General features: G+C 34.1%; 30 protein-coding genes. All 30 read right to left on the minus strand.

What is annotated here, in order from left to right; genetic code table 11:
• Window positions 1-12 precede the first annotated feature (12 nt).
• Window positions 13-1,296 carry a preprotein translocase subunit SecY gene (gene secY, locus ACJDT4_RS01990; protein ID WP_406785848.1) on the minus strand — a complete coding sequence of 428 codons (1,284 nt, stop codon included), beginning with the start codon at window positions 1,294-1,296 and terminating at the stop codon, window positions 13-15.
• Window positions 1,297-1,737, minus strand: coding sequence for a 50S ribosomal protein L15 (rplO, locus tag ACJDT4_RS01995; protein ID WP_406785849.1), 441 nt, complete (start codon window positions 1,735-1,737; stop codon window positions 1,297-1,299). It abuts the gene before it with no gap.
• Between the two features lie 17 nt (window positions 1,738-1,754).
• Window positions 1,755-1,934, minus strand: coding sequence for a 50S ribosomal protein L30 (rpmD, locus tag ACJDT4_RS02000; RefSeq protein ID WP_406785850.1), 180 nt, complete (start codon window positions 1,932-1,934; stop codon window positions 1,755-1,757).
• Window positions 1,935-1,946: 12 nt separating this feature from the next.
• Window positions 1,947-2,444: a 30S ribosomal protein S5 gene (gene rpsE / locus ACJDT4_RS02005; RefSeq protein ID WP_406785851.1), complete on the minus strand. Its 498-nt coding sequence runs from the start codon at window positions 2,442-2,444 to the stop codon at window positions 1,947-1,949.
• A gap of 17 nt (window positions 2,445-2,461) precedes the next feature.
• On the minus strand, window positions 2,462-2,824 hold the full coding sequence (gene rplR, locus ACJDT4_RS02010) for a 50S ribosomal protein L18 (RefSeq protein WP_406785852.1): 363 nt from the start codon (window positions 2,822-2,824) through the stop codon (window positions 2,462-2,464).
• Between the two features lie 21 nt (window positions 2,825-2,845).
• The gene (gene rplF, locus ACJDT4_RS02015) at window positions 2,846-3,385 is read right to left on the minus strand and encodes a 50S ribosomal protein L6 (protein WP_406785853.1); all 540 of its coding nucleotides are present in this window, start codon (window positions 3,383-3,385) and stop codon (window positions 2,846-2,848) included.
• A gap of 25 nt (window positions 3,386-3,410) precedes the next feature.
• Window positions 3,411-3,815, minus strand: a complete 405-nt coding sequence (gene rpsH / locus ACJDT4_RS02020) for a 30S ribosomal protein S8 (RefSeq protein WP_406785854.1) — start codon at window positions 3,813-3,815, stop codon at window positions 3,411-3,413.
• 28 nt (window positions 3,816-3,843) lie between these two features.
• Window positions 3,844-4,029, minus strand: a complete 186-nt coding sequence (locus tag ACJDT4_RS02025) for a type Z 30S ribosomal protein S14 (RefSeq protein ID WP_406785855.1) — start codon at window positions 4,027-4,029, stop codon at window positions 3,844-3,846.
• A gap of 16 nt (window positions 4,030-4,045) precedes the next feature.
• Window positions 4,046-4,588, minus strand: a complete 543-nt coding sequence (gene rplE / locus ACJDT4_RS02030) for a 50S ribosomal protein L5 (protein WP_406785856.1) — start codon at window positions 4,586-4,588, stop codon at window positions 4,046-4,048.
• 22 nt (window positions 4,589-4,610) lie between these two features.
• Window positions 4,611-4,931, minus strand: a complete 321-nt coding sequence (gene rplX, locus ACJDT4_RS02035) for a 50S ribosomal protein L24 (protein ID WP_406785857.1) — start codon at window positions 4,929-4,931, stop codon at window positions 4,611-4,613.
• 17 nt (window positions 4,932-4,948) lie between these two features.
• Window positions 4,949-5,317: a 50S ribosomal protein L14 gene (gene rplN / locus ACJDT4_RS02040; protein ID WP_406785858.1), complete on the minus strand. Its 369-nt coding sequence runs from the start codon at window positions 5,315-5,317 to the stop codon at window positions 4,949-4,951.
• A 24-nt stretch (window positions 5,318-5,341) separates the two neighbouring features.
• Complete coding sequence (gene rpsQ, locus ACJDT4_RS02045) at window positions 5,342-5,596, minus strand: 30S ribosomal protein S17 (protein ID WP_084757022.1); 255 nt, start codon at window positions 5,594-5,596, stop codon at window positions 5,342-5,344.
• Between the two features lie 30 nt (window positions 5,597-5,626).
• Complete coding sequence (gene rpmC, locus ACJDT4_RS02050) at window positions 5,627-5,821, minus strand: 50S ribosomal protein L29 (RefSeq protein ID WP_053242596.1); 195 nt, start codon at window positions 5,819-5,821, stop codon at window positions 5,627-5,629.
• Window positions 5,811-6,254 (minus strand): 50S ribosomal protein L16, encoded by a 444-nt coding sequence (rplP, locus tag ACJDT4_RS02055; RefSeq protein WP_406785859.1) that lies wholly within the window; start codon window positions 6,252-6,254, stop codon window positions 5,811-5,813. The genes rpmC and rplP overlap by 11 nt, the downstream gene beginning before the upstream one ends.
• 17 nt (window positions 6,255-6,271) lie before the next feature.
• The gene (gene rpsC / locus ACJDT4_RS02060; protein ID WP_406785860.1) at window positions 6,272-6,940 is read right to left on the minus strand and encodes a 30S ribosomal protein S3; all 669 of its coding nucleotides are present in this window, start codon (window positions 6,938-6,940) and stop codon (window positions 6,272-6,274) included.
• 16 nt (window positions 6,941-6,956) lie between these two features.
• Window positions 6,957-7,292, minus strand: coding sequence for a 50S ribosomal protein L22 (rplV, locus tag ACJDT4_RS02065; RefSeq protein WP_406785861.1), 336 nt, complete (start codon window positions 7,290-7,292; stop codon window positions 6,957-6,959).
• Between the two features lie 20 nt (window positions 7,293-7,312).
• Complete coding sequence (gene rpsS, locus ACJDT4_RS02070) at window positions 7,313-7,594, minus strand: 30S ribosomal protein S19 (protein ID WP_406785862.1); 282 nt, start codon at window positions 7,592-7,594, stop codon at window positions 7,313-7,315.
• 71 nt (window positions 7,595-7,665) lie between these two features.
• Window positions 7,666-8,499: a 50S ribosomal protein L2 gene (gene rplB, locus ACJDT4_RS02075; RefSeq protein WP_406785863.1), complete on the minus strand. Its 834-nt coding sequence runs from the start codon at window positions 8,497-8,499 to the stop codon at window positions 7,666-7,668.
• 52 nt (window positions 8,500-8,551) lie between these two features.
• Complete coding sequence (gene rplW, locus ACJDT4_RS02080; protein WP_406785864.1) at window positions 8,552-8,851, minus strand: 50S ribosomal protein L23; 300 nt, start codon at window positions 8,849-8,851, stop codon at window positions 8,552-8,554.
• Window positions 8,851-9,471: a 50S ribosomal protein L4 gene (rplD, locus tag ACJDT4_RS02085; RefSeq protein ID WP_406785865.1), complete on the minus strand. Its 621-nt coding sequence runs from the start codon at window positions 9,469-9,471 to the stop codon at window positions 8,851-8,853. Before rplD ends, rplW begins: the two co-directional genes overlap by 1 nt.
• A 23-nt stretch (window positions 9,472-9,494) precedes the next feature.
• Entirely contained in the window at window positions 9,495-10,124 is a 630-nt protein-coding gene (gene rplC / locus ACJDT4_RS02090) for a 50S ribosomal protein L3 (protein ID WP_406785866.1), read from the minus strand.
• A 61-nt stretch (window positions 10,125-10,185) separates the two neighbouring features.
• Complete coding sequence (gene rpsJ / locus ACJDT4_RS02095) at window positions 10,186-10,494, minus strand: 30S ribosomal protein S10 (RefSeq protein WP_053242605.1); 309 nt, start codon at window positions 10,492-10,494, stop codon at window positions 10,186-10,188.
• 339 nt (window positions 10,495-10,833) lie between these two features.
• Window positions 10,834-12,027 carry an elongation factor Tu gene (tuf, locus tag ACJDT4_RS02100; protein WP_406785867.1) on the minus strand — a complete coding sequence of 398 codons (1,194 nt, stop codon included), beginning with the start codon at window positions 12,025-12,027 and terminating at the stop codon, window positions 10,834-10,836.
• Window positions 12,028-12,051: 24 nt separating this feature from the next.
• Window positions 12,052-14,118, minus strand: coding sequence for an elongation factor G (fusA, locus tag ACJDT4_RS02105; protein ID WP_406785868.1), 2,067 nt, complete (start codon window positions 14,116-14,118; stop codon window positions 12,052-12,054).
• 97 nt (window positions 14,119-14,215) lie between these two features.
• Complete coding sequence (rpsG, locus tag ACJDT4_RS02110; RefSeq protein WP_406785869.1) at window positions 14,216-14,686, minus strand: 30S ribosomal protein S7; 471 nt, start codon at window positions 14,684-14,686, stop codon at window positions 14,216-14,218.
• 168 nt (window positions 14,687-14,854) lie between these two features.
• Window positions 14,855-15,232: a 30S ribosomal protein S12 gene (gene rpsL / locus ACJDT4_RS02115; RefSeq protein WP_406785870.1), complete on the minus strand. Its 378-nt coding sequence runs from the start codon at window positions 15,230-15,232 to the stop codon at window positions 14,855-14,857.
• Window positions 15,233-15,358: 126 nt separating this feature from the next.
• Window positions 15,359-15,598 (minus strand): ribosomal L7Ae/L30e/S12e/Gadd45 family protein, encoded by a 240-nt coding sequence (locus ACJDT4_RS02120; protein WP_406785871.1) that lies wholly within the window; start codon window positions 15,596-15,598, stop codon window positions 15,359-15,361.
• Window positions 15,599-15,717: 119 nt separating this feature from the next.
• A complete protein-coding gene (gene rpoC / locus ACJDT4_RS02125; protein ID WP_406785872.1) occupies window positions 15,718-19,248 on the minus strand; it encodes a DNA-directed RNA polymerase subunit beta' in 3,531 nt (1,176 codons plus the stop codon).
• Window positions 19,249-19,269: 21 nt separating this feature from the next.
• Window positions 19,270-22,977, minus strand: coding sequence for a DNA-directed RNA polymerase subunit beta (rpoB, locus tag ACJDT4_RS02130; protein ID WP_406785873.1), 3,708 nt, complete (start codon window positions 22,975-22,977; stop codon window positions 19,270-19,272).
• A gap of 339 nt (window positions 22,978-23,316) precedes the next feature.
• Window positions 23,317-23,685, minus strand: a complete 369-nt coding sequence (rplL, locus tag ACJDT4_RS02135; protein WP_406785874.1) for a 50S ribosomal protein L7/L12 — start codon at window positions 23,683-23,685, stop codon at window positions 23,317-23,319.
• Window positions 23,686-23,705: the final 20 nt, after the last annotated feature.

Consider the following 23,705-nt stretch of genomic DNA (forward strand, 5'->3'; position numbering starts at 1 on the left):
CAATATACTTATTTATTTTAAGAAACCATGGTAATGTCTCATTACCAACTGTGATTGTAAGGATCTTAGAGTATCAGTTGCAACACCTACAACAATCAGTAGTCCTGAACTTGCAAAATATACATCTTTAAATCCTTTATTGCTCATTTGAACTATTATAGGAGCTATTGCAATAATTCCTGCAAATAATCCTCCTATGATTGATATTTTATCTAGTACTTTTTCTATATACGTTGTAGTTGGTTCTCCTGGTCTTATTCCAGGAATAAACCCAGCAGATTTATGCATATTCTCTGACATTTCCTCTGGTTTGAAAGTTACCTGAGTATAGAACCAAGTAAAGAAAATTATAGCTATAAAGTAAACTACTACATAAGGTATACTATTTGATCTAAATATGCTATATGGGCTACCTGTTATAAACTTAGCAAATGATGATGTAGGCCAAAATTGAGCTATTGTTTCTGGAAATCCCATAACAGACATAGCAAATATTATTGCTATAATGCATGATGCATTCATATTTATAGGTATATGTGAAGACTGCCCTTTTATAACCTTACCACCAGCTGCCTTTCCAGCATACTGCACAGGTATTCTTCTCTCAGCTAAACTTGCTACTACTACAAGTATAAATATAGCAACTGCAGCAACTGCAAAAACTACTAAAGAAACTATATCTACAATTCCAGTTGTTTGCAATTTATATATATTGTAAGCTGAAGTTGGAAATCTTGATATTATACTGGTAAAAATTATAAAAGATGCACCATTTCCAATACCACTCTCAGTAATTCTGTCTCCTATCCACATTAAAAATGTAGAAGAAGCTGTAAGTGTTAGTATTATTAGAATTATACTAAATACATTGTTACTTTTTAAAGCTCCAGAGCTTCTTATCATAGCATATATTCCAAATGCTTCTAAAAATCCCAACACAACTGCTGAATATCTAGTATACTTTTGTATTTTCTTTCTTCCTTCTTCGCCTTCCTTAGATAACTGCTCAAGACTAGGAATTGCTATAGTTAATAACTGAATTATAATTGATGCATTAATATAAGGAAGAACATTCATAGCAAATATACTAAATTTACTGAAAGCTCCTCCAGATATCATATCATAAAAACCTAAAAGCGAACCAGAGTTGCTAGTTAAATTTAAGACTTTTGAGGCATCAACTCCAGGTACGGGAATATAATTTCCCAACCTGTAAATTAAAATCATGCCAATTGTAAATAAAATTCTTTTTCTTAAATCCTTAACTTTCCATGCATTACGTAAGGTTGATAACAACTATACCACCTCTGCTCTTCCTCCAGCTGCTTCAATTTTTTCAGCGGCTGCTTTGGAAAATTTATTAACTTTTACAGTTAATTTCTTTTTGAGTTCTCCGTTTCCTAATATTTTTACTCCGTCATTAACTTTGCTAATTACGCCTTTTTCAAGAAGTAGCTCAATTGTGACTTCTGTATTGTCTTCAAATATATTTAATCTTTCAACATTTATAGATGTGATTTCTTTTGCAAATATATTTGTAAATCCTCTCTTTGGAAGCCTTCTATATAGTGGCATCTGACCTCCTTCAAATCCTGGTCTTACTCCGCCACCACTTCTTGCTTTTTGTCCTTTTTCACCTTTTCCGGCATTTCTTCCTAAACCTGATCCAGTACCTCTACCAATTCTCTTAGGTGATTTTCTAGCTCCGTCAGCAGGTTTTAGTTCATGAAGTTTCATAAAATACACCTCCTTTTTTATGCTTCTTTTACATCTAGAAGATAATCTATTTTTTTAACCATACCTCTAATTTGAGGAGTATCTTCATGCTCAACTGTATGACCTATTTTTCTAAGACCAAGAGCATTTGCTGTAGCTATATGATCTTTTTTTCTTCCATTTAAACTCTTTTTAAGTGTTATTGAAATTTTAGCCATGTTTTACTCCTCCTATCCTAAAATTTCTTCAACAGTTTTACCCCTTAAAGCGGCAATTTCTTCAACTGTTCTTAGTCTTGATAAACCGTTAAGTGTAGCGTTAACCATATTTCTTGCATTATTTGATCCTAAGGATTTTGCTCTTACATCTTTAAGTCCAGCAAGCTCAAGTACGGCTCTTACAGGACCTCCAGCTATAACTCCTGTTCCTTCAGAAGCAGGCATTATAAGAACTTTTCCTGTTCCAAACTCTCCATATATTTCATGTGGAACTGTTGTTCCAACCATAGATACATGAATTAAGTTTTTCTTAGCATCTTCTATTCCTTTTCTAATTGCTTCAGGTATTTCAACTGATTTTCCTGTTCCAACGCCTACATTGCCGTTTTCGTCTCCTACAACAACTAAAGCACTGAATCTGAAATTTCTACCACCCTTAACAACCTTAGCAACTCTATTTATAAATACAACTTTTTCTTTAAGATCAAGTGTACTAGGATCTATTCTCATTTATTTCCCTCCTTCTATTAGAATTCTAATCCAACTTCTCTTGCGCCTTCTGCAAGTTCTTTGATTCTTCCGTGATATATGTATCCACCTTTATCAAAAACAACTTGTTTTATGCCTTTTGCTAAAGCTTTCTTTGCAATCTCTTCTCCAACAACTTTTGCTGCTTCTTTGTTGCTTCCGATTTTCAAAGAAAAATCTTTATCTAAAGTTGAAGCTGATACTAATGTATTAGCATTTACATCATCTATAATCTGTGCATAGATGTTTTTCTCACTTCTGTATACTGCAAGTCTTGGTCTTTCAGGAGTACCAGATATTTTTTTACGTACTCTTAAATGACGCTTTTGTCTAGCCTCAGATTTATTTTGTTTGCTGAACATTATCCATTCACTCCCTTCTTATTATTTACCAGTTTTACCTTCTTTACGCCTTATAACTTCATCTTTATATTTAATTCCTTTTCCCTTATAAGGTTCAGGTTCTCTCCATGTTCTAATATTTGCTGCAACAGCACCAACTAATTCTTTATCTACACCTTTTACAAGTATAGTATTTGCATCTGGAGTTTCATAAGTTACTCCTTCAACAGCATCTATTTCAACTGGATGTGAATATCCTAAGCTCAGTGTTAATTTCTTTCCTTTAAGTTGTGCTCTGTAACCAACACCAACTAACTCTAAAGTTTTAGTAAATCCTTCTGTAACTCCGATTACCATGTTATTTATTAAAGCTCTTGTAAGTCCGTGAAGTGCTCTGTGATTCTTATCATCACTTGGTCTTGTAACTACAACTTGAGTATCTTCAACAGTAATTTTAATATCTTTATGCATAGCCTTAGTAAGCTGACCCTTTGAACCTTTAACAGTAACAACATTGTCTGGTGTTACCGTAACAGTTACACCATTAGGTATCACTACAGGCTGCTTTCCTATTCTTGACATATTTACACCTCCTGTTCTCTACTTACTACCATACGTAGCAAAGTACTTCTCCGCCTAATCCTAATTTTCTAGCTTCTTTATCAGTAACTATTCCTTTAGAAGTAGATATAACTGCAATTCCAAGTCCGTTTAAAACTTTTGGAGTTTCTTCTTTTCTGCAGTAAACTCTAAGACCTGGTTTTGATATTCTTTTAAGTCCAGTTATTGTTCTCTCCTTGCCTTTTCCATATTTCATAGATAATCTAAGCATAGGTACAACACCGTCTGTATATTCCTCTATATCCTTTAAATAACCTTCACTAAGCAATATATTTACTATAGCTTTTTTTATTTTTGATGAAGGTAATTCAACAACTTCATGTTTAACTATATTTGCGTTTCTTATACGTGTTATTAAATCAGCTATTGGATCTGTAGTAACTCCGCTCATAATTATGCCTCCTTTCAATCAATAAATATTACCAACTTGCTTTTTTACAACCAGGTATTTCACCTTTGTACGCAAGTTCTCTAAAACAAACACGGCATACTCCGTATTTCTTTAATACTGAATGTGGTCTTCCACATATTTTACATCTTGTATAAGCTCTTGTTGGATACTTAGGTTCTTTTTTCCATTTTTCTATTAAAGCTTTACGCGCCATCTTATTCCCCTCCTTATTATTGAGCGAATGGCATTCCGAGTAATCTTAATAATTCTCTTGCTTCTTCATCAGTCTTTGAATTTGTAACAAAGATTATATCCATGCCTCTAATTTTATCTATTTTATCATATTCTACTTCTGGGAATATCAATTGTTCTTTTATTCCTAAAGCATAATTTCCTCTACCATCAAATGCTTTGCTTGAAACTCCTCTAAAGTCTCTAACTCTTGGAAGTGCTACATTTATTAATTTATCAGCGAACTCAAACATTTTGTTCTTTCTTAAAGTAACTTTACAGCCTAAAGGCATGTGTTCTCTTATTTTAAAATTAGCTATTGATTTTTTAGCTCTTGTTAAAACAGGTTTTTGACCTGATATAAGCTGCATATCTGCAACAGCTGATTCTAAAACCTTCTGATTTTCTTTAGCTTCACCAACACCCATGTTAATAACGATCTTTTCGAGCTTTGGTACTTCCATTATATTTTTATATCCGAACTTTTCCATCAAAGCTGGGACAATTTCTTTTTCATATTTTTCTTTAAGTCTTGGAATCATTAAATTGACCTCCTTTCAGAATTTAAAATGCTTCTCCACATTTCTTACATACTCTGACTTTTGTTCCATCGTCAAGTATCTTTTTACTAATTCTAGTAGCAGTTTTACATTTTGTGCAGTATAACATAACTTTAGAAGTGTTTATTGGAGCTTCTCTATTTATTAAACCGCCCTGCATATTTTGTTTATTAGGTTTCTGATGTTTTACAACTATGTTTACATCCTTAACCAATACAGTACCTTTTTTAGGATATACAGCCAAAACTTCTCCTATTTTGCCTCTATCCTTACCTGATATAACAACAACAGAATCTTGCTTTCTGATATGCACTTTATTTGCCATTCAAAGACACCTCCTCACTATAGAACTTCAGGTGCTAATGATAATATTTTATTAAAATCTTTATCTCTTAACTCCCTTGCAACAGGCCCAAAAATACGAGTTCCTTTTGGTTGCTTATCGTCTTTTATTATAACAGCAGCATTTTCATCAAATTTTATGTATGAACCGTCTGCTCTTCTTAATCCCTTAACTGATCTAACAATTACAGCCTTAACAACTTCACCCTTTTTGACAACTCCACCTGGTGTTGCACTTTTAACGCTAGCAACTATTATATCACCGATGTTTCCCCATTTTCTCTTGGAACCACCTAAAACTCTTATACACATAATTTCTTTTGCTCCAGAATTATCTGCAGCCTTTAACATAGTCTGCTCTTGTATCATATAGACACCCTCCTTTCGAACAAATTATTTAGCTTTTTCAACTATTTCTACAAGTCTCCATCTCTTATCTTTAGATAATGGTCTTGTTTCCATTATTAACACTTTATCATTAACTTTGCATTCATTATTTTCATCATGAGCTTTAAATTTAGTTGTTCTGTTCACAGTCTTACCATATAAAGGATGACGCACTTTTGTTTCAACAGCGACAACTATTGTCTTATCCATTTTATCGGATACTACTCTTCCTATTCTTGTTTTTCTGTTTCCTCTTTCCAACTGCATAAGCCTCCTTTCAAAACTACTGTTTTAAGCCCTCAACTCTTCTTCTCTTTGGATGGTCTTAATCTGGGCTATTGATTTTTTTACTTCCCTTATTCTCATTGGATTTTCAAGTTGACCAGTAGCTAACTGAAATCTTAATCTAAACAATTCTGATTTTAAATCATCTAACTGAACTTTTAAATCTTGAGGAGTTTTTTCTCTTAATTCATTAGCCTTCATTAATTTCACCACCCATTTCCTCAAAGTCCTTCCTTGAAACAAACTTAGTCTTTATAGGAAGTTTATGTGATGCAAGTCTAAGAGCTTCTCTTGCTTGCTCTTCTGTAACACCAGACATTTCGAATAATATTCTACCTGGTTTTACAACTGCTACCCAATATTCTGGTGAACCTTTACCAGAACCCATACGAGTTTCTGCTGGTTTTTCAGTTACTGGTTTATCTGGGAAAATCTTTATCCAAATTTTTCCCCCTCTTTTAAGATATCTATTAATAGCTATTCTGGCAGCTTCTATCTGATTACTTTTAATCCAACCACATTCTACTGCTTGGAGACCGTAATCACCATATGCGATAAAATTGCCTCTTGTAGCTTTGCCTTTCATTCTACCACGTTGTACTTTACGATGTTTAACTCTTTTAGGCATTAACATAACGTATTCCTCCTTCCTTATGCGTTAACTTCTTCCTTCTTCTCTACATTTTTAACTGGAAGAATTTCACCTTTGTATACCCATACTTTTACTCCTATTTTTCCATAGGTAGTATCTGCCTCTGCGAATCCATAATCTATGTCAGCTCTTAATGTCTGTAATGGAATAGTTCCATCATGATACTGTTCTGTTCTTGCTATTTCAGCACCTGCAAGTCTTCCAGCACAAGCTGCTTTTACACCCTTAGCACCAGATCTCATTGCTCTCTGAATTGTTTGTTTCATTGCTCTTCTAAATGATATTCTTCTTTCAAGCTGCTGAGCTATATTTTCTGCCATAAGTTGTGCATTTGCATCAGCATTTTTAACTTCTACTATGTTAATTAATACATTTGCATTGCTAACTACAGTAGTTAATCCTTTTTTTAATGCTTCTATTCCTTGACCGCCTTTTCCTATAACCATACCAGGCTTAGCAGTATATATGTTAAGTTTAACTTTCTTTGCTGCTCTTTCTATTTCTACTTTAGAAACTCCAGAGTTAACAAGTTTACTTTTTATATATTTTCTTATTTTATTATCTTCAACAAGATAATCTGCAAAATTTTTGTTGTCTGCATACCATTTTGCATTCCAATCTTTAATAACTCCAACTCTAAAACCATTTGGATTTACTTTCTGACCCATCTATTTCCCTCCTTCTTTATTCTCTTTCTTTTACAACCAATGTTATGTGACTTGATCTTTTCTTTATAGGAAAAGCTCTACCTTGTGCATGAGGTTGAAATCTTTTTAATGTTGAACCTTGGCAAGCATAGACTTCTGACACATATAATCTATTTACATCTAAGTTTAGATTGTTTTCTGCATTGGCCACAGCAGATTTTAATAACTTATTTACAACAATTGCAGCATCTTTAGGTGTGTACTGCAATATAGCAAATGCTTCCTTAATATCTTTTCCTCTTATTAAGTCAAGAACGATTTTAATCTTTGTTGAGGACATTCTAATGTGTTTAGCTATAGCTTTAGCTTCCATAAAAGCTACCTCCTTCCATACTATTTAACTGATGTTGTCTTTTCCGTATTTCCATGACCCTTAAAGGTTCTTGTAAGAACGAATTCTCCCAACTTGTGTCCTACCATATCTTCACTTATATAAACTGGCACATGTTTTCTACCATCATGAACTGCTATAGTATGACCTATCATTTGAGGAAAAATAGTCGAACTTCTAGACCAAGTTTTTACAACTTTCTTTTCTCCATTTTTGTTCATTGCTTCTATTTTTTCTAGTAATGACTCTTTCACAAAAGGTCCTTTTTTTACTGATCTACTCACTTAATTGTCCTCCCTTCATAACTTCATATGAACATAGTATTGAAGAGAACATAAGAATTCTCTTCAAATTGCTATTTTTCATTTCTTCTCTTAACAATAAGTCTGTCTGAGTATTTCTTATGCTTTCTTGTTTTATATCCAAGAGCTGGCTTACCCCATGGTGTAACTGGTCCTGGTCTTCCAACTGGTGACTTACCTTCACCACCACCGTGTGGATGGTCATTAGGATTCATTACAGATCCTCTTACAGTTGGTCTTATGCCCATATGTCTCTTTCTTCCAGCCTTACCAAGGTTAACAATTTCGTGTGTTAAGTTTGATACTGTTCCTATAGTTGCTCTACATTCAAGTCTAACATATCTCATTTCACCACTTGGAAGTCTTAACTGAGCATATTCTCCTTCTTTAGCCATAAGCTGTGCAGAAGAACCTGCTGCTCTAACTAATTGAGCACCTTTTCCAGCTGCTAATTCAACATTATGAATTACTGTACCAACTGGTATGTTTATTATTGGAAGTGTATTTCCAACTTTAATATCAGCATCTGGTCCTGATACAATAGTAGTTCCAACTTGTAATCCAACTGGAGCAATTATGTACCTTTTTTCACCATCAGCATAAACAACTAATGCTATATATGCTGATCTGTTTGGATCATACTCTATAGTTGCAACCTTAGCTGGAATACCATCTTTATTTCTTTTAAAATCTATTATTCTATAGTTCTTTTTAACTCCACTGCCTCTATGACGAACAGTTATTTTTCCCTGAGCATTTCTTCCTGCTTTACTTTTTAAAGCAACTAACAATGATTTTTCAGGAACATCAGTTGTTATTTCTTCAAAAGTAGGCATAGTCATTTGCCTTAATGAAGGGGAAGTAGGTTTAAAACCCTTTACTGCCATGTTTATTCCTCCTTTTTTTCGCTTTTCTGGCTTTTAGCCACTAACTGCTTTATTACTGCTGCATTCCTTCAAAGAATTCTATAGCTTTGCTATCTGCTGTTAACTTAACTATAGCTTTTTTATAGTCTGGTCTTTTACCAACATGAACCCCAACTCTTTTTGTTTTTCCGAGTACATTTGCAGTTTTGACATCTTCAACTTTTACACCAAAAACTTCTTCAACTGCTTTCTTTATTTGAGGTTTATTTGCATGAACATCTACTATAAAGGTGTACTTCTTGTTTGCCATTTCTGTCATACTTTTTTCTGTTATAACTGGTCTTCTTAGTATATCATGGCTATTTGTATACATTATGCATACACCTCCTCAATTTTTGATACAGCATCCTTAGTTATTATAAACTTTTCATATTTTAATATATCATATACATTTATATTATTTGCTGGAACTACTGCTGCACCAGGTATATTTCTTATTGATTTATATACATTTTCATCTGATTCAGAAACAACGATAAGTGCTTTTTTAGCTTCAAAAGCTTTTAAAAGTTTAATTGCTTCTTTTGTTTTTGGTGCGTCAAATTTCAAATCTTCTAAAACAACAATTTCATTATCAGCAACCTTACTTGATAAAGCAGAAATCATAGCAGTTCTTCTCATAGACTTTGGAATTGAAACTCTATAATCTCTTGGCTTTGGTGCAAACACTATACCACCATGAATCCATTGTGGTGAACGTATTGAACCTTGTCTTGCTCTACCTGTTCCTTTTTGTCTCCAAGGTTTTATTCCGCCTCCAGAAACTTCTGTTCTAGTTTTAGCACTTTGTGTTCCCTGTCTTTTGTTTGCAAGTAATGCAACTACAACTTGGTGTAATGCATCTGCATTTACTTCTGCTCCGAAAACTTTTTCGGACAATTCTATATCTCCAACTTTTTGTCCTTCATTATTAAATAATCCTACAGTAGGCATTCTGCATCCTCCTTTCCTTAAATTTAAGCTTTAACTGTGCTCTTAATTACTACAAATCCTTTATTTGGTCCAGGTACTCCACCTTTTATTAATATAAGATTCTTTTCAGGTATAACCTTAGCAACTTCTAAATTTAGGACTGTAGTATTTACATGACCCATATGTCCTGGCATTATTTTGTTTTTAAATGTTCTTGATGGATCTGATGATGCTCCCATTGAACCAACTGCTCTATGGAATTTAGAACCATGGCTCATTGGTCCTCTATGTGCATTCCATCTTCTAATAGTACCTTGGAATCCCTTACCTTTTGATACTCCAGATACATCTACTTTTTCTCCTGCTGAGAACACATCAGCCTTTATTTCAGTACCAACTTCATAGGCACTTAAATCATCTAATTTTAATTCCTTTACGAACTTCTTAACAGCAGTATTTGCTTTTGCAAAGTGTCCTTTTGCTGGCTTATTGCTTCTATTTTCTTTAACATCTGCAAAGCCAACTTGTATAGCTTCATATCCATCATTTTCAATTGTTTTCTTTTGAACAACCACACATGGACCTGCTTCTATTACTGTTACAGGAACTATTTTACCTTGTTCATTAAAAATTTGAGTCATACCAAGTTTTTTTCCTAGTATTCCACTTTTCATTTCAGCACCTCCAAACGTATTAGCGGATTGCTAAGCAATCATAACCGTTATTATTTAAAAATTATAATTTGATTTCGATATCAACACCTGCTGGTAAATCTAATCTCATTAAAGCATCAACAGTCTTTGGTGATGGGTTTACTATATCAATCAATCTCTTATGAGTTCTTATTTCAAACTGTTCTCTTGAATCTTTGTACTTATGTGGAGATCTTAATATTGTAACAACATCTTTTTCTGTTGGTAAAGGCACAGGACCTGATACTTTAGCACCTGATGTCTTTGCTGTTTCAACGATTTTTTCAGCTGATTGATCTAATATTGTGTGATCAAAAGCCTTCAATCTGATTCTTATTTTTTGCTTTGCCATTTTATTCCCTCCTTTTCATCGCACGTTTGAACTTCTTACGTACAACAACGGACCTTCTGTAAACTGTGCCACGTGTTCCATACATACCACTAAACGCAATTACAAAATACCGTCGCCCGGTTCGTGACCGTGACATACTCAGCAAGAATTCCCCGTAAGTCCAGCTACCTCTTGCTTCATCGCTACTTTCACATAACAACTCTTATATTATACACCGCTTTTGTGTCTTTTGCAACATTTTTTTAAAACAAAAAATAGGGAGAGCGTCCTCTCCCCATTTTCGTCAAATTCTTATCTAATCAATAAGTAATCTGCTTATATTTACATATTGTAATTTTACTATTCTAAAATAGTAGTAACAACTCCTGAACCTACTGTTCTTCCGCCTTCTCTTATTGCAAATCTTAAGTTTTCATTCATTGCTACTTTTGTTATTAATTCAACTGTCATGTCTATGTGGTCTCCTGGCATTACCATTTCTACTCCTTCTGGTAACTGGATTGTTCCTGTTACGTCTGTTGTTCTGAAGTAGAATTGTGGTCTATATCCGTTGAAGAATGGTGTATGTCTTCCGCCTTCTTCTTTCTTTAATACGTATACCTGACCTACAAATTTATGGTGTGGTGTTACTGATCCTGGTTTTGCTAATACCTGACCTCTTTCGATGTCTTCTCTTTGTACGCCTCTTAATAATGCTCCGATGTTATCTCCTGCCATTGCTTCGTCTAGTAACTTTCTGAACATTTCTACTCCAGTTACTACTACTTTTCTAGTTTCATCACTTAATCCTACTATTTCTACTTCGTCTCCAACGTGTAATATTCCACTTTCAACTCTTCCTGTTGCAACTGTTCCTCTTCCTGTGATTGTGAAGATATCTTCTATTGGCATTAAGAATGGCTTATCTGTTGCTCTTTCTGGTGTTGGGATATACTCATCTACTTGTGCCATTAAATCTTTTATTGGTTTTATTGCTTCTGCATCATCTGGATTTTCTAATGCTTTTAATGCACTTCCTACTACGATTGGTGTGTCATCGCCTGGGAATCCATATTCATTTAATAATTCTCTTACTTCCATTTCAACTAAGTCGATTAATTCTGGATCATCTACTTGGTCTGCTTTATTTAAGAATACTACTATATATTGTACTCCTACTCTTGATGCTAATAGTATATGCTCTCTTGTTTGTGGCATTGGACCATCTGCTGCACTTACTACTAGTATTGCTCCATCCATCTGTGCTGCTCCTGTTATCATGTTCTTTACATAGTCAGCATGTCCTGGACAGTCTACGTGTGCATAGTGTCTATTTTCTGTTTCATACTCAACGTGTGCTGTGTTGATTGTTATTCCTCTTTCTTTTTCTTCTGGTGCTTTATCAATTTCGTCATACTTAAATGCTTGTGCTTTTCCTTCTTTTGCTAGTATTGTTGTGATTGCTGCTGTTAATGTTGTCTTACCATGATCTACGTGTCCTATTGTTCCTATGTTTACATGTGGTTTGTTTCTTTCAAATTTTTCCTTTGCCATTTCTGGTTCCTCCTTAATAATAAACTATTTATTTTTTTCTCCAACTATTTGTTCCTGAATATTCTTAGGAACTTCTTCATAGCTATTAAGTTCCATACTATATGTTCCTCTACCTTGTGTTCTTGATCTAAGAACTGTTGCATAACCAAACATTTCTGAAAGTGGTACAAATCCATTTATTACTTCTGCACCAGCTCTTGGTTCCATTCCTTCAATTCTTCCTCTTCTTGCATTAATATCTCCGATAACATCTCCCATGTATTCCTCTGGAACTGTTACTTCAACTTTCATGACTGGTTCAAGAAGTACAGGATCTGCTTTTGACATAGCATTTTTAAATGCCATAGAACCTGCAATTTTAAATGCCATTTCAGAAGAATCGACATCATGGTATGAACCATCTACTAACTTAACTTTGAAGTTAATAGTAGGATATCCTGCTATAATACCACTTTGAGAAGCTTCCTGAATACCATTGTCAATAGGCTGTATATATTCTTTTGGTACAGCTCCACCAACTATAGCATTTTCAAATTCATAATCACCATCAGTTGGCATCATTTCAATTACGGCATGACCGTACTGTCCACGTCCACCAGACTGTCTTATGAATTTTCCTTCAGCTTTAACAGCTTTTCTAATAGTTTCTTTATAAGCAACCTGTGGATTACCAACATTACATTCAACATTAAATTCTCTTTGAAGTCTATCAACTATTATTTCAAGATGGAGTTCTCCCATACCACCTATAATAGTTTGACCTGTTTCCTGATTAGTATATGTCTTAAATGTTGGATCTTCTTCGGCTAATTTTGCAAGAGCAATTCCCATTTTCTCTTGATCTGCCTTTGTTTTAGGTTCTATAGCAACTTCAATAACTGGATCTGGGAATTCCATGCTTTCAAGAATTATTGGATGTTCTTCATCACATAAAGTATCTCCAGTAGTTGTGGATTTCAATCCCACTATAGCACCTAATTCACCTGTTTCAAGTTCTTCAACATCCTGTCTGTGATTTGAGTGCATCTTAACAAGTCTTCCTATTCTTTCTTTCTTACCTTTTGTAGAATTTAAAACATAACTTCCACTATGCATTACTCCTGAGTAAATTCTAGTAAATGCAAGTCTTCCTACAAATGGGTCAGTAGCAATTTTAAATGCCAATGCAGAAAGTGGTTCATTGTCGTCTGCTTTTCTTTCATCTTCTTCACCTTCAAGATTTGTTCCCTTTACAGGAGGTATATCTAATGGAGATGGTAAGTACTCAACAACTGCATCTAACATCTGTTGAACTCCCTTATTCTTGTATGAAGAACCACAAGTTACAGGAACAAATTCATTAGCAATAACACCTTTTCTAATTGTTGCATTTATTTCTTCAACTATTATTTCTTCACCTTCAAGGTATTTTGCCATAAGATCTTCATCTAATTCTACTACTGATTCAATCATTTCTGCTCTGTATTTTTCTGCTAATTCTTTCATATCGTCAGGAATAGGTTCTGCTTCCATAACTGTTCCTAATTTATCTTCATATATTACAGCTTCATTTTTAATAAGGTCTATTATACCTGTAAAGTTATCTTCTTTACCTATAGGTAATTGTATAGGCACTGCATTAGCATGAAGTCTGTCTCTCATCATTTGAACTGATCTGAAGAAATCAGCTCCCATTATATCCATTTTATTTATATAAGCCATTCTTGGAACATTATACTTTTCTGCCTGCCTCCAAACAGTTTCGGATTGTGGTTCAACACCACCTTTAGCATCATACACAGCAACAGCTCCATCAAGAACTCTTAAAGATCTTTCAACTTCTACTGTAAAATCTACGTGTCCTGGTGTGTCTATTATATTAATTTCATGATCCTTCCAGTAACAAGTAGTTGCAGCTGAAGTAATTGTTATACCTCTTTCCTGTTCCTGAACCATCCAGTCCATTGTAGCAGCACCTTCATGAACTTCACCTATCTTGTGAGTTTTTCCAGTATAAAAAAGTATACGTTCAGTTGTTGTTGTTTTTCCGGCATCAATATGTGCCATTATTCCTATGTTACGAAATTTTGACAAAGGATATTTTCTAGCCAATTTTTTTCCTCCTCTCATTGTGCTAATTAATCTGATAAAACTGCTTTAGCAAATGCTAAAACAGTTTTATGCAATATACAAATAAAATATATTTGTACTAATATCTGTAATGTGCAAATGCTTTATTAGCTTCTGCCATTTTATGAGTATCTTCTCTCTTTTTAACTGCAGCTCCTGTATTGTTTGAAGCATCAAGTAATTCTCCAGCAAGTCTCTGGTACATATACTTTTCTCCTCTTTTTAAAGCTGCATCTAACAACCATCTTATTCCTAAAGTCTGCCTTCTTTCAGGTCTAACCTCTATAGGCACCTGATAAGTAGCACCACCTATTCTTCTTGCTTTAACTTCTAGTAAAGGCATTACATTATTCATAGCTGCCTCAAATACTTCCATAGCTTCTTTATCAGTTTTTTCTTTTAAAAGATCAAAAGCGTTGTAGCATATTTTTTGCGCTACTCCTTTTTTTCCATCTAACATTATGTTGTTAATTAATTTTGTAACAACCTTACTGTTATATAATGGATCTGGTAATACATCTCTTTTTGCAATATGTCCTTTTCTTGGCACTTTTCTTCCCTCCTTAACAATTTGATTTAAGTTCATCGGTACTCGACACAGTATGTCGTAAAATGCTTTGCTTCTGCAATTTAAATAGCATATTAAAATATGTACAACAAATTTTAATATAAAAATAATCTATATATAACGCCGAAGACATAGCACTAACTAAAAACCTTACTTTTGCTTTGGTTTCTTAGCACCGTATTTTGACCTAGCCTGTTTTCTATCAGCAACGCCAGCAGCATCTAATGTGCCTCTAACTATGTGATATCTAACACCTGGTAAGTCCTTAACCCTTCCACCTCTTATAAGAACAACACTGTGCTCCTGTAAATTGTGGCCAACACCTGGGATATATGCAGTAACTTCATATCCATTTGTAAGTCTAACTCTGGCAACCTTTCTTAAGGCTGAGTTAGGTTTTTTAGGAGTCTGAGTTTTTACAACTGTACAAACTCCTCTTTTTTGTGGACATTCTTTTAATGCTGGTGCAGTGGATTTAACTATTGATGTCTTTCTGCCTTTTCTTACTAATTGACTTATAGTTGGCATGTTTACACCTCCTCCTTATAAAATTCTATCTATATTAATTTAGTGAATAGCATAACAAAACATATAAAGACTTATAAAATATATAATCTTATAAACTTTATACGGATTTAGATGCAAAACAACATCTTATTTAAGAACAACTGCTGTAGATGCTTTTACATCTATATTGCACATTTTTCCTAATTCCTTCATAGTATCTACATACACAATTTGCAGGGAGTGCTCTTTAGATAACTTTTCAACATTTTTAAACAATTCTGTGTCTGCATCTTTTGCAAGGTACACAATCTTAACTATTCCTTCGTTTATAGCTTTGATTGATTGCTTTACACCTACTACTCTTTTACCCGGCAACCTATTTACCATTGTGCTTACCTCCCCTATATTAATGGTAGAGACAAAGCAATGCTTTGACTCTACAATAAATATAATCACACAAATTGTATTTTATCATTTATATTTTGCCATGTCAACAAAACAAATCTTTAACCTTCTACTTTATCAGTTAAATTTTCTTCTTCATTAACTTCTGGATCTATTTCTATGCTCTTATATCTAGTCATTCCAGTACCAGCTGGAATAAGTTTTCCTATGATTACATTTTCTTTCAAACCAACCAAAGGATCAACTTTTCCTTTTATTGCCGCATCTGTAAGAACTCTTGTTGTTTCCTGGAATGAAGCTGCTGATAAGAACGAATCTGTTGCAAGTGCAGCCTTTGTTATTCCAAGCAATGCAATTCTGCCCTTAGCAGGTTCTAAGCCAAGGTCTTCAACTCTTCTATTTTCTTCGTTGAAATCAAACATATCAATCATAGTTCCAGGAAGTAATTCTGTATCTCCTGAATCTTCAACTTTTACTTTTCTAGTCATCTGCCTTACCACAACTTCTAGATGCTTATCATTTATATCAACACCCTGTAATCTATATACTTTTTGAACTTCTGAAAGCAAATAATTTTTAACTGCATTTACTCCTTTAATTCTAAGTATATCGTGTGGGTTTATTGAACCTTCTGTTATTTCATCTCCAGCACTTATGACTTCTCCATTAGATACCTTTAAACTTGAACCAAATGGTATATCATAGCTTACTTCTTCTCCAGATTCAGTTGTTACATAAACAATTCTCTTCTTTTTAGTTTCCTCTATTCTTATAGTACCAGAAACTTCACTAACTATTGCAAGACCCTTTGGCTTCCTTGCTTCGAAAAGTTCCTCAACTCTAGGAAGACCTTGAGTTATATCTGAACCTGCAACTCCACCAGTATGGAATGTTCTCATTGTAAGCTGTGTACCAGGTTCACCTATTGACTGAGCCGCCACAATACCTACAGCTTCTCCTATGCCTATCTTTTGTGCTGTTGCCATATCCATTCCATAGCATTTTGCACAAACTCCATATTTACAATCACAAGTAAAAATTGACCTGATTTTTACTTTCTTTATATCTGCTTTTTCTACTTTTTCAGCAAGATTAATATCCATGTAGGTATCCCTTGGTACAATAACCTCTCCATTAGCCGGATTAGTTATATCCTCTGCAGAATATCTACCAGTTAATCTTTCAGCCAAAGATTCTATAACTTCATTACCTTCTTTAATTTCTGAAACTTCAAATCCTTCTTTTGTTCCACAATCTTCATTTCTAACAATTACATCCTGACTTACATCAACAAGTCTTCTTGTAAGGTATCCTGAATCTGCCGTCTTAAGTGCTGTATCAGCATTACCCTTTCTAGCTCCATGAGTAGAAATGAAGTATTCTAATACGTCAAGACCTTCTCTGAAGGATGATTTTATAGGGAACTCGATAATACTACCAGATGGACTAGCCATAAGTCCTCTCATACCTGCGAGCTGTTTTATCTGGCTCTTAGAACCTCTAGCTCCTGAGTCCGCCATCATAAATATAGGATTAAATTTATCAAGATTATCCATAAGAGCATTTGCAACATCTTCTGTTGTTTTTGTCCATGTAGCTATTACTCTTTCATGTCTTTCATCATCTGATATGAATCCTCTTCTGTACATCTTAGTTATCTTATCAACTGAACTTTCAGCATCTTCCATAAGTCTCTTTTTATCTGGTGGAACAGACATATCCGAAGTAGATACTGTGATAGCACTGATAGTTGAATAATGATATCCTTTTGCTTTTATCTTATCAAGCATAATAGATGTTTTTGTAGGACCATATTTTAAATAACATTTATCTATTATTTTACCTAAATTCTTCTTTCCAACAAGGAAGTCAATTTCCATAAGAAGCTCATTTCCTGGTATACTTCTATCTACAAAACCCAAATCCTGTGGAATAGAATCATTAAATATTAATTTTCCAACAGTTGTTGTTATTATACCTATAACTTCTTTTCCATTTACTACTCTTGAAAGTTTAACTTTAACTTTTGCATGAATATCAATTTCACCTAATTGATAAGCCATTATAGCCTCATCAACACTTGAGAATGCTTTTCCTTCTCCCTTTACTCCATCTTTGTCTATAGTCAAATAATATGAACCAAGTACCATATCCTGAGTAGGTACGCAAACTGGCTTACCATCTGATGGTTTTAATATATTATGTGCAGCAAGCATTAAGAATCTAGCCTCTGCCTGTGCTTCTACTGATAAAGGAACATGCACAGCCATCTGGTCACCATCAAAATCTGCATTATACGCAGTACATGCTAACGGGTGAAGCTTTATAGCTCTTCCTTCTACAAGTACAGGTTGAAATGCTTGAATACCTAATCTATGAAGAGTAGGCGCACGGTTCAAAAGAACTGGATGATCTGATATTACTTCTTCAAGTACATCAAACACTTGGTCTTGAACTCTTTCTACCATTCTCTTTGCACTTTTAATGTTATGTGCTATACCTGATTCAACAAGTTTCTTCATTACAAATGGCTTAAATAACTCTAATGCCATTTCTTTTGGGAGTCCGCATTGGTACATTTTAAGATCTGGACCAACAACTATAACTGAACGTCCTGAGTAGTCAACACGTTTTCCAAGAAGATTCTGTCTAAACCTTCCCTGCTTACCTTTTAACATATCTGATAAAGATTTTAAAGGTCTATTTCCAGGTCCTGTTACAGGCCTTCCTCTTCTTCCATTATCTATAAGTGCATCTACTGCCTCTTGAAGCATTCTTTTTTCATTTCTAACTATAATATCTGGTGCACCTAAATCAAGGAGTTTTTTTAATCTATTATTTCTATTTATAACTCTTCTGTACAAATCATTTAAATCTGAAGTAGCAAATCTACCACCATCAAGTTGAACCATTGGTCTTAAGTCTGGAGGTATTACAGGTACAACATCCATAATCATCCATGATGGTTTGTTTTTCGACTGTCTAAATGATTCAACAACCTCAAGTCTTCTTATAACTCTTATTTTCTTTTGCCCAGTACTATTCTTTAAGTCACTTTTTAACTCTTGTGATAATTGTTCTAATTCTATTTCTTCAAGAAGTTTTTTTACTGATTCTGCTCCCATTCCAGCTTCAAAACTTCCTTCACCATATTTATCTATAGCTTCTCTATATTCTTTTTCATTGAGAAGTTGTTTTTTCAATAATGGTGTTTCTTTAGGCTCTAATACCACATAAGAAGCAAAATACAATACTTTTTCCAAAGCTCTTGGAGACATATCAAGTATAAGTCCCATACGTGAAGGTATTCCTTTAAAATACCATATATGAGACACAGGGGCAGCAAGCTCTATATGCCCCATTCTCTCACGTCTTACTTTAGCCTTAGTTACTTCAACACCACATCTATCACAAACTATTCCTTTATATCTAATTCTCTTATACTTTCCACAGTGGCATTCCCAATCTTTAGTTGGCCCGAATATTCTCTCGCAGAAGAGACCATCTCTTTCAGGTTTTAGTGTTCTATAATTAATAGTTTCAGGCTTTTTAACTTCTCCCCTTGACCATTCCCTTATTTTTTCAGGTGAAGCTAAACCTATTTGTAATGCATCAAAATTATTTAATTCCAAGGGTACTCCTCCCTTCACAAATTAATGTTCATCATTAAAATCTTCAAGTTCTAAACCTTTTTGAAGATCATCTAAAGGTAAATCATCATAATCGATATCTAAATTTTCATCATCCGGTTCAGATTCATCGCCTTCGACATAGTCATCGGTAACTGGAGGTTCTGGTGAATCTTCATTACCCTCTATATTGATATTTAAATCATCAGTATCATCATCAACAGATTCTTTAAGCTTAATTTCCTCATTTTCATTAGTCAGTACCTTAACATCCAAGCACAACGCCTGCAATTCCTTAATGAGAACCTTAAATGATTCAGGGATTCCAGGTTCAGGTATATTCTCACCCTTAACTATAGCTTCATAAGTCTTAACTCTACCAACAACATCATCAGATTTTACAGTTAAGATTTCCTGCAAAGTATGAGCTGCTCCATAAGCTTCTAATGCCCAAACTTCCATTTCTCCAAATCTCTGACCACCAAATTGAGCTTTACCTCCAAGTGGCTGCTGAGTAACTAATGAATATGGTCCTGTAGATCTAGCATGTATCTTATCATCAACCAAATGTGCAAGCTTTAATATATACATGTATCCCACAGTAACTCTACTATCAAAAGTTTCTCCTGTTCTACCATCATATAGTACAGTCTTTCCGTCTTCATCATATCCTGCTTTTTTCAAGCATTCTACTATTTCAGGCTCAAGTGCACCATCAAATACTGGCGTTGCAATATGCCATCCTAAATTAGCTGCTGCCCATCCAAGATGAACCTCTAGCACCTGACCTATATTCATACGTGAAGGAACTCCAAGTGGGTTAAGGCATATTTGAAGTGGTCTACCATCAGGTAAAAATGGCATATCTTCTTCTGGCAATACTCTTGATATAACACCTTTATTACCATGCCTTCCGGCCATTTTATCTCCTACAGATATTTTTCTCTTTTGAGCAATATAACATCTTACAAGTTCATTTACTCCTGGAGGTAATTCATCGCCATTTTCTCTAGTAAATATTTTTACGTCAACTATTATACCAGCTTCTCCATGTGGAACTCTAAGTGAAGTATCTCTTACTTCTCTTGCCTTTTCTCCAAATATTGCTCTGAGTAATCTTTCTTCTGCAGTAAGCTCAGTTTCACCCTTAGGTGTTACTTTTCCAACCAATATATCGCCTGATCTAACTTCGGCACCTATTCTTATTATTCCTCTTTCGTCTATATCCTTTAATGCTTCTTCACCTACATTAGGAATATCTCTTGTTATTTCTTCAGGTCCAAGCTTAGTATCTCTTGCTTCTGCTTCATATTCCTCTATATGAATTGAAGTAAATACATCATCACGAACAAGCTGTTCCGAAATAAGCATAGCATCCTCGTAATTATAACCTTCCCAAGTTATAAAGCCCATTCTAATATTTCTTCCTAATGCTATTTCTCCTAAATCTGTTGAAGGTCCATCAGATAATACTGTACCCACTTCTACTCTTTCGTTCTTATTAACTATAGGTCTTTGATTTATGCAAGTTCCTGAGTTTGATCTTTTAAACTTTAATAGTTTATAAGTATCAATTCCTCCGTCTTTATCTCTTCTTACTCTAACCTCATTTGCACTTACATAATCAACAACTCCAGCATTTCTTGCCTTAGGAAGTACTCCCGAATCAACTGCTGCCTTATACTCTATTCCAGTTCCAACAACAGGTGCTTCAGGCTTTAACAACGGTACTGCCTGACGCTGCATGTTTGAACCCATTAGTGCACGGCTGGCATCATCATTTTCAAGAAATGGAATCATAGCAGTAGCTACCGATACAATTTGCCTTGCAGAAATATCCATTAAATCAACTTCTGTGTATGGAACTATTAAAACATCATCAGGAATTCTTACAGTTATTTTTTTATCTATAAAATGACCTTCTTCATCTAAAGGCTCATTTGCTTGTGCTATCAAATATTGATCTTCTTCATCTGCAGTAAAGTAACGAATTTCATCGGTTACCCTATGGTCTGTCTTATCAACAATCCTGTAAGGACTTTCTATAAAACCATACTCATTTACTTTTGCATAAGCCGCAAGCGAGTTTATAAGTCCTATATTAGGACCTTCTGGTGTTTCTATAGGACACATTCTTCCATAATGTGAGTGATGAACATCTCTTACTTCAAATCCAGCTCTTTCCCTTGAAAGTCCTCCTGGTCCTAAAGCTGACAATCTTCTTTTATGTGTCAATTCAGAAAGAGGGTTAGTCTGATCCATGAATTGTGAAAGCTGAGAACTTCCGAAGAATTCTTTTATAGACGCTGCAACTGGTCTTATATTTATAAGTGCCTGAGGAGTTATGACTTCTTGATCTTGTATAGTCATTCTTTCCTTGACTACTCTTTCCATTCTTGAAAGTCCAATTCTAAATTGGTTCTGTAATAATTCTCCTACTGACCTAAGTCTTCTATTACCCAAATGGTCAATGTCATCAACATCACCAACTTCATAAGCCAATCCCAATTCATAACTTACAGTTGCATATATATCATCTTTAATTATATGCTTTGGAATAAGTCTATGAATGTTTTTCTTTAACTGTTCTTTTATATTCTCTTCGCCTTCATAATTGTCTAAAATCTCTTTTAAAACTGGATAATGAACCATTTCCTTAATATTCAAATCATTGATATCAAATTTTATGTAATTCTTAATATTGACAAAATTATTACCAATTACTTTAATAACTTTATCATCAACAACTATATCTACAGAATTTATCCCTAAATTTTGAATTTCGAGGGCCTTTTCCCTTGTTATTCTTTCACCTTTTTGTACTAAAATCTCTCCAGTTTCTGAATTTATTACATCCTTTGCTGCTGTCTTATTTATAAGTCTAAGGCTTATAGCCAATTTCTTATTAAACTTATACCTTCCAACCCTTGACAAATCATATCTCTTAGGATCAAAAAACAGAGAGTCTATAAGTGAAACTGCACTATCAACTGTTGGTGGCTCACCTGGTCTTAACCTTTTATATATTTCCAGAAGTGCCTCTTCACGTGTTTTAGTATTATCCTTTTCTATTGTAGATTTTAGCCTTTCTTCATCGCCAAAGTAGTTTATTATTTCTGCATCAGAACCAAATCCCATAGCTCTAACTAAAATTGTAATAGGTAGTTTTCTTGTTTTATCAATTCTAACATAAACAACACTATTGGAATCTGTTTCATATTCAAGCCATGCACCTCTATTAGGAATTACAGTAGATGAATATAACTTCTTTCCTGTCTTATCAACAGTATAATTGTAATAAACTCCTGGTGACCTTACGAGCTGACTTACAATAACTCTTTCTGCACCATTTATAACAAATGTTCCTTGTTCAGTCATTAATGGGAAATCTCCCATAAATACCTCTTGTTCTTTAACTTCACCAGTTTCCTTGTTTAAGAGTCTAACTTTAACTCTTAGTGGTGCCGCATAAGTTGTATCTCTTTCCTTACACTCTTCAATAGAATATTTAATATTTTCCATATCAAGTTTATAACCAATAAACTCTAATACAAGATTACCAGCATAGTCTTGAATTGGATTGATATCATCAAATATTTCTTGAAGACCTTCATTTAAAAACCACTTATAAGAATCTAGCTGAACTTCAATAAGATTTGGCATCTTACCAATTTCATTGAGTTTTGAAAAACTCATTCTTGTTCTCTTACCGACTTGGACAGGATGTATCATTAGCCTTCACCCCTTGTATAAACTAAAATAACCAAAAATGACCTTTCTTTAAGCACATTTTTGGATTGTTTACAATAACTATCTTTTTATTATATCCACATTCACACTAAAAATTCAGTTGAATTAGAATATTTTATAAAAAACATATAAATCTTCGCATTTAGTTATTTTATCACACGAAAGATTAAAAGTCAATATAAATTATAATTTTAATATATTATTGCTGCTTATTGTAATGCAGTTAAATTTTCACACTTATCATATGTTTAACCATTTATAGTTGATGACTCTAAAAAAAGAGCCCCCTTACGAGTGCTCTTTTCTAGTTAATACTTCTAACTATTTTAATTCTACTTTTGCACCAGCTTCTTCAAGTTTAGCTTTCATAGCTTCTGCTTCTTCTTTAGCTACTGCTTCTTTAACTGTCTTAGGAGCTCCATCAACTAATTCTTTAGCTTCTTTTAATCCTAAACCAGTTGCTTCTCTAACTGCTTTTATAACTTTTATCTTCTGAGCACCAGCTTCTGCTAATACTACATCAAATTCAGTTTTTTCTTCAGCTGCTGCACCTGCTGCACCTGCTGCGCCTGCTGCTGCTACTGGAGCTGCAGCACTTACTCCAAATTCTTCTTCACAAGCTTTTACTAATTCATTTAATTCTAATACAGTCATACCTTTTATAGCTTCTATAATTTCTTCTTTTACCATTATATATAGCACCTCCGAAT

The organism is Clostridium neuense, assembly GCF_045310695.1.
GTDB lineage: Bacteria > Bacillota > Clostridia > Clostridiales > Clostridiaceae > Clostridium_S > Clostridium_S neuense.

Coding starts and splice junctions, on each gene's coding strand:
- rplE (WP_406785856.1), bottom strand. CDS start 4,588: ATGATTCCAAGACTTAAAGAAAAATATGAAAAAGAAATTGTCCCAGCT.
- rplP (WP_406785859.1), bottom strand. CDS start 6,254: ATGTTAATGCCTAAAAGAGTTAAACATCGTAAAGTACAACGTGGTAGA.
- rpsE (WP_406785851.1), bottom strand. CDS start 2,444: ATGAGAATAGATCCTAGTACACTTGATCTTAAAGAAAAAGTTGTATTT.
- rpsC (WP_406785860.1), bottom strand. CDS start 6,940: ATGGGTCAGAAAGTAAATCCAAATGGTTTTAGAGTTGGAGTTATTAAA.
- rplL (WP_406785874.1), bottom strand. CDS start 23,685: ATGGTAAAAGAAGAAATTATAGAAGCTATAAAAGGTATGACTGTATTA.
- rplV (WP_406785861.1), bottom strand. CDS start 7,292: ATGGAAGCTAAAGCTATAGCTAAACACATTAGAATGTCCTCAACAAAG.
- rplN (WP_406785858.1), bottom strand. CDS start 5,317: ATGATACAAGAGCAGACTATGTTAAAGGCTGCAGATAATTCTGGAGCA.
- rpsL (WP_406785870.1), bottom strand. CDS start 15,232: ATGCCAACTATAAGTCAATTAGTAAGAAAAGGCAGAAAGACATCAATA.
- rpoB (WP_406785873.1), bottom strand. CDS start 22,977: ATGATACATCCTGTCCAAGTCGGTAAGAGAACAAGAATGAGTTTTTCA.
- rplO (WP_406785849.1), bottom strand. CDS start 1,737: ATGAAACTTCATGAACTAAAACCTGCTGACGGAGCTAGAAAATCACCT.
- rpmC (WP_053242596.1), bottom strand. CDS start 5,821: ATGAAGGCTAATGAATTAAGAGAAAAAACTCCTCAAGATTTAAAAGTT.
- rplW (WP_406785864.1), bottom strand. CDS start 8,851: ATGTATACAAATAGCCATGATATACTAAGAAGACCAGTTATAACAGAA.
- rpsH (WP_406785854.1), bottom strand. CDS start 3,815: ATGAGCGGAGTTACTACAGATCCAATAGCTGATTTAATAACACGTATA.
- rpmD (WP_406785850.1), bottom strand. CDS start 1,934: ATGGCTAAAATTTCAATAACACTTAAAAAGAGTTTAAATGGAAGAAAA.
- rplF (WP_406785853.1), bottom strand. CDS start 3,385: ATGTCAAGAATAGGAAAGCAGCCTGTAGTGATACCTAATGGTGTAACT.
- tuf (WP_406785867.1), bottom strand. CDS start 12,027: ATGGCAAAGGAAAAATTTGAAAGAAACAAACCACATGTAAACATAGGA.
- rplB (WP_406785863.1), bottom strand. CDS start 8,499: ATGGCAGTAAAGGGTTTTAAACCTACTTCCCCTTCATTAAGGCAAATG.
- rplC (WP_406785866.1), bottom strand. CDS start 10,124: ATGAAAAGTGGAATACTAGGAAAAAAACTTGGTATGACTCAAATTTTT.
- rplR (WP_406785852.1), bottom strand. CDS start 2,824: ATGTTCAGCAAACAAAATAAATCTGAGGCTAGACAAAAGCGTCATTTA.
- ACJDT4_RS02025 (WP_406785855.1), bottom strand. CDS start 4,029: ATGGCGCGTAAAGCTTTAATAGAAAAATGGAAAAAAGAACCTAAGTAT.
- rplX (WP_406785857.1), bottom strand. CDS start 4,931: ATGGCAAATAAAGTGCATATCAGAAAGCAAGATTCTGTTGTTGTTATA.
- rplD (WP_406785865.1), bottom strand. CDS start 9,471: ATGCCTACTGTAGGATTATTTAATAATGAAGGACAAAAAGTTGGAGAT.
- ACJDT4_RS02120 (WP_406785871.1), bottom strand. CDS start 15,598: ATGGTAAATAGGTTGCCGGGTAAAAGAGTAGTAGGTGTAAAGCAATCA.
- rpsJ (WP_053242605.1), bottom strand. CDS start 10,494: ATGGCAAAGCAAAAAATAAGAATCAGATTGAAGGCTTTTGATCACACA.